The following is a 5,086-nucleotide window of genomic DNA, read 5'->3' on the forward strand; positions in this document are numbered from 1 at the left end:
ACTTGCTCAGGAGAAGTACATGAACCCATTGACCACCCCGCCGTCCGAGACCGTACCGGTTGACGAAGACCTTGCCGAACAGGCCAACCCCGGCCACGGCATCCCTTCGCAGGATCCGAACACTGCGGCGCAGACCGCGCTGGAGCCCGATGAAGCCGAGCGCGAGGCCAACTCTGTGCTGATGGGTGGCGGCGTGGTGGCAGGCGCAGCCTCGGGCGCCGCCATCGGCGTGGTGATGGCCGGCCCGGTGGGTATTTTGGTGGGAGCCACCGTGGGTGCCGTTGCCGGCGCACTGGGCGGCGCTGCCGCCGGCGCCACGACCAGCCCGGAGGATTCAGGCAGCGCCAGCACAGCGCCGGCCAGCAGCGTGCACCTGCACATTGACGACAGCGGTGGCGACGGCCGACCGGTGGTGCTGATCCATGGCTGGCCGCTGTCGGCACAGGCCTGGGAGCCGCAGGTGTCGGTGCTTCAAGCCGCTGGCTATCGCGTGGTGGCATACGACCGACGGGGTTTCGGGCGTTCAGACAAACCTGAGTCAGGCTACAACTACGATGTGCTGGCCGACGACCTGCACCGCGTGATAAGCCAGTGCGGGCTGCAGGATGTGACGCTGGTGGGCTTCTCGATGGGCGGGGGTGAAGTGGCGCGCTACGTTGCACGCCACGGCGAGTCGCGCCTGCGCAGCGTGGTGTTTGCCGCGGCCGTGCCGCCATGCCTGATGAAGTCGGCCGACAACCCAGACGGCCCGCTCACGCCCGACAAGGCGCAGCAGAAAAAGGAGGCGTTCGCGCAGGACCGCAATGCCTACTTCGACCAGTTCACCACAGCCTTCTTCTCGGCCAATGGTGTGCTGCAGGTCACCGAGTCGCAACGTGGCGAGGCCATCGCCTTGTGCCAGCAGTCGGCGCAGCATGCGGCGCTGGCGTGCATGGAGGCATTCGCCACGGCCGACTTCCGCGACGACCTGAAGAAAGTGACGGTACCCACGCTGGTGATTCACGGTGACGCGGACGCGGTCGTGCCCATCGAAGGCTCGGGAGAGCGCACCCAGCGCGCCGTGCCGCACAGCCAGATGGTGCGGGTCAAGGGCGCGCCGCACGGGCTGAACGTGTCGCATGCGCAGGCCTTCAACGATGCGCTGCTGTCCTTCCTGCGTGCGTGAACACACAGACGCCTGCCTTGGCTGGACAAACAATCGTCTGATGAAACACACCCACATGAACATTGAAGTGCCGTCACCTTCGCCGGTGCCAGAATGGTTGCCTCCCATGCCCACGCCGCCATCGCCCATGCCAGCGCCAACCGAGGTGCCCTTTCCCTCGCCGCCACCTGCACCGTTGCCCACCCCGTTGCCGATGTCCTGACTGCGGGCCAGTTATGGGCTTCGAAGTGTCGCGAAATCGGCTGCCAGAGGGGAAAAAAAAGCCCGACGCAAGGGCCGGGCTAAATCTCTTTCGAGCTGCGATGAGAGGGGTGAACATATCGCAGGAGTTCCTCTCACCTCCTCAGCCCCTTCATCGCGGGCAGGGGTTGAAAGTGAGCTGCAAGGCATTGAATGCCCGGCTTTGATGGACCACTTCAATGCAGTTGGCTTGATCTCTTTGACTTGCCAGCAACGGGCTTCAAATGAAGCGAAGAGGGTGCGCGAGCGCACAGATGCCCCTGGCTTGCCTCCCTACGATTCAACCAATGCGCAAGGCACGAGCCGTCGGATCTTCCGACGCCCGAATCGCCTTGTTCATGTAACGACTGCAAATATCCCCCGAATTTGACCCAGGACGGCCCATGACCACAACCAAGACCGCCGCACTCGCCAAAGCCAGTCAGCGAGAAAGCCGCACCGCAAGCGCTGGCTGTGCTGAACAACGCGGTGCAGCGTGCGCCGCCCGTTGAACCCGATGAGGGTCCGGTTCCCGCCTCCATCCCTGACGACCCCGACATGCATGCGACATCAGGTCTGGACGCGAAGCGTCGCGCCTGTCTGGTTCCTGGCCCCGGTGGCGAACCGCCGCCGTCCGGCGGCTGATTCCTGCAGCAGGCGCCGAGGCCTGTTCTGTTTGCAACTTGCCCATCGGGAGGTTTCCGATGAAGAAAAAATGCCCGGATGTCAGCGACCGCGCTTGCGCCCCACGTTGGGCCGACCCGCCAGACGGCAGGCGCGCCGGTAGGCCTGCAGGGTCTGCTCGGCGTGGCACAGTACCGTGCCTGGCGCGTAGCCGCTGGCCGTGCCAGGCAGGCCGCTGGCACAGCCGGTCAACAATTCAATGCCCTCACTCACGTGCTCGGCGGTGTACACATGAAACCGGCCCTGCGCCACCGCCTGCGCTACCTCACTGCTCAGCATCAGGTGGCGCCGGTTGCGCTGGGGAATCAGCACACCTTGCCGACCAGTGAGCCCGGCGGTGGCGCAAATCCTGAAAAATCCCTCGATCTTCTCGTTGATGCCACCCACCGGCAGCACTTCGCCATACTGGTTGACGGCGCCGGTGACGGCAATACCCTGGTTCAACGCCAGTCCGGACAGGCACGACAGCAGCGCGTACAACTCGGCGCACGAGGCCGAGTCGCCCTCGATGCCGTGGTATTCCTGCTCAAACACCAGTGTGGCGTTGAGTGCCAGCGGGGCCTGCGCGGCAAACAGGGAGGACAAATAGCTGTTCAGAATCAGCACACCCTTGTCGTGGATCGGGCCCGACAACTCGACCTCGCGCTCAATGTTCACCAGGCCGTCCTCGCCGGCCGAGGTGCGCGCCGTGACCCGCACCGGAAAACCAAAGCGGTAGTCGCCCAGGTCGATCTGCGTCAGACCATTGAGCTGGCCGATTCTTTCGCCCGTCAGGCTGATCAGCCGTTCACCGTCGGTGATGGTCTCCTGCATGCGCTGGTCGGGGTAGTTGTGGCGCAGGCGGCGGGCTTGCAGCGCGGCGGCAACATCGTCACGGTCCACCAGACTGCCCTTGCGGTTTTGGCAGACGGCGGCGGCTTCCATCACCAGCGCCTCCATGTGCGAAAAGACACCGCTCTGGCGGGCCTGGTCGTCGACCTCGCGGTGCGCGTCTTCCAGCAACCGGGCCACGGCGGCGTTTGAGAAGTGCGGCAAGCCCAGGCGCTGGCAGGTGTGCGCCACAAACGCCGAAGACGCCGCATAGGTGTCTGCGCTGGCGGCAAAACTCTCGGCAAAATCCACCTTGACGCGAAAGCGTCGGGCGAATTCGGGGTCGGCCTCCTGCAGCACGTAATACTCTTCAGTGGCACCAACCAGCACGATCTTGACGCTCAGGTCCAGCGCCTCAGGCGCCAGCGACACGGTGGCCATGGGGGCAAACATTTGCATTGGCTCTTCAATCTGCAGGCGCCCGGTGCGCGAAAAGCGCCGCAGTTTTTCCCACACCAGCTCGTCGGCCAGCAGGTCGCGCACATGCAGCATCAAAAAGCCGCCGTGCGCCTTGTGCAGGCTGCCGGCGCGGATTCGTGAGAAGTCAGTCAGCAGCACGTCTTCTTCGGCCTGGTACTCGATGCTGCCAAACAGGCTGTGGTAGGAGGGATTGTTCTCGATGATCACCGGCGCGCCCGTCTGCCCCTCGTTGTCCACCACCACATTGACCCGCAAGCGCGCCAGCACCGTGGCCAGTTCCTCCAGGCGCAGTTCTTCGTCGTCCTCCGACGCCCGAAAGGCATCCAGGTTGTCCAGCACATGCTGCATCACCTGGTCCAGGTAGTTGCCGAGCTTGACCGAGTCCTTGATCTGCTTTTTCAGCCCGAGTTTGATCTCTTGCAGCTCACGTTCGAGCAGCGGTTTGATGGTCTGGCGGCGCAGTGCGGTCAGGCCCTCGTTTTTGATGCGCTCAAGTGGTCTGATTTTGTCGAGGTAGCGGGCAATCTCGCTGCGCAACTCCTGCTCGGCTTGCTCCACCTGGGCGCGGCGGTCTTTCGGCAGCGAGCGGGCTTCGCTTTCGGTGAGCGCGTTGCCTCCTGTGCCCAGCAGGGTGAACACCATGTGGCCGTCTTCCCGGTAAAGCGCAAAGTTGCGCGCCTCGGCAAAGGCATCGAGCTCGGCGTAGGCCTTGGTTTCCTCAATTTTGCAGGTTTTCTCCAGGTGCGCACTCTCGGCCTTGAAGTCGGGGCCGTCGAGCCGTTGCGGAATTTCCTTTTGCAGCGTCTTGCACAGTTGCACCATGAACTGGCGCAACTGTTTGCCCTGGCCGGGCGGCATGCGCAGGGCACGGGGTTTTTCCGGCGCATCAAAGTTGTGCAGGTAGCACAAGTCGGGCGGCACAGCCCGGGTGGCCGCCACCTCGCGCATCAGTGATTCCAGCAGCGACGAGCGGCCGCTGCCCACCTCGCCCAACACAAACAGGTTGTAGTCGGGCTGGTCCATGGTCAGGCCAAAGCGCGCCGCCGTTTCGGCCCGCGCCTGGCCGATCCAGGGCAGCGGTTGTTGCGCCAACTCGGACGTGTCGTGGAACCCGAGCGAATCGGGTGCCAGGGTCAGCGTCAGGTCAGCGGGGCTCAAGTGGGCAAGGGTCATGGTGCGTCTCCAAATGGTGCGGCCCCCAGTTTTACCCATTCCGTGATGGATGTGTTGACATGACGCAAGTTTGTCACTTGAGTTGCACCTGTGCCCTGATACGATGCGTTGCATGGAAAGCCGGCTGCTGATTTGCCCGCCTGGGCCGCCAGCTGGCAGCCAGACGCCGCCGGGCGCGCTGCGCTGCCCTCAAGCTAGGCGACAAGAGCGCCAAAGCGCAATCCGCCAAAAAGGCTATGTGAGGCAGCGCACAGATCAGGCGACTTGAGACGCGCAACATGGCGAGCTTGGAAAAAGCTGTTCCAATCAAAGCCAACAAGGAAAAAATCATGTCGCTGACCGTTGATATTCTGAATGCCTCTATTTTGATCGTGGACGATCAGCAGGCCAATGTGCAACTGTTGGAGAGACTGCTGCACGACGTGGGCTATTCCCAGGTGACATCAACCATGAACCCCGAAGAAGTGTGCGCGTTGCACCGTAAAACCAGCTTCGATTTGATCCTTCTCGACCTGCAAATGCCGGTGATGGACGGATTTCAGGTGATGGAAGGGC

The 5,086-nt window shown here is 63.2% G+C and carries 4 protein-coding genes; 3 read left to right on the forward strand and 1 reads right to left on the reverse strand.

Translation table 11 applies throughout. The annotated features are described in order from the left end of the window. Positions 1-19 precede the first annotated feature (19 nt). Both GPS82_RS13195 and GPS82_RS13200 read left to right on the forward strand, forming a co-directional pair. A complete protein-coding gene (locus tag GPS82_RS13195) occupies positions 20-1,165 on the forward strand; it encodes an alpha/beta hydrolase (protein WP_296495480.1) in 1,146 nt (381 codons plus the stop codon). A 40-nt stretch (positions 1,166-1,205) separates the two neighbouring features. Next, a complete protein-coding gene (locus GPS82_RS13200) occupies positions 1,206-1,367 on the forward strand; it encodes a hypothetical protein (protein WP_296495482.1) in 162 nt (53 codons plus the stop codon). 743 nt (positions 1,368-2,110) lie between these two features. Here GPS82_RS13200 and GPS82_RS13205 read toward each other — a convergent pair. Further along, positions 2,111-4,531 (reverse strand): ATP-binding protein, encoded by a 2,421-nt coding sequence (locus GPS82_RS13205; RefSeq protein ID WP_296495483.1) that lies wholly within the window; start codon positions 4,529-4,531, stop codon positions 2,111-2,113. A gap of 329 nt (positions 4,532-4,860) precedes the next feature. Here GPS82_RS13205 and GPS82_RS13210 point away from each other — a divergent pair. Then, positions 4,861-5,086: response regulator (locus GPS82_RS13210; RefSeq protein ID WP_296495485.1), on the forward strand; the 226-nt coding region annotated here is incomplete at its 3' end.

This window comes from Rhodoferax sp. (assembly GCF_011391645.1).
Classification (GTDB): Bacteria; Pseudomonadota; Gammaproteobacteria; order Burkholderiales; family Burkholderiaceae_C; genus Rhodoferax.

What these genes read in the sequence shown, in the direction of transcription:
- GPS82_RS13195 (WP_296495480.1), top strand. Translation starts at nt 20, where the DNA reads ATGAACCCATTGACCACCCCGCCGTCCGAGACCGTACCGGTTGACGAA.
- GPS82_RS13200 (WP_296495482.1), top strand. Translation starts at nt 1,206, where the DNA reads ATGAAACACACCCACATGAACATTGAAGTGCCGTCACCTTCGCCGGTG.
- GPS82_RS13205 (WP_296495483.1), bottom strand. Translation starts at nt 4,531, where the DNA reads ATGACCCTTGCCCACTTGAGCCCCGCTGACCTGACGCTGACCCTGGCA.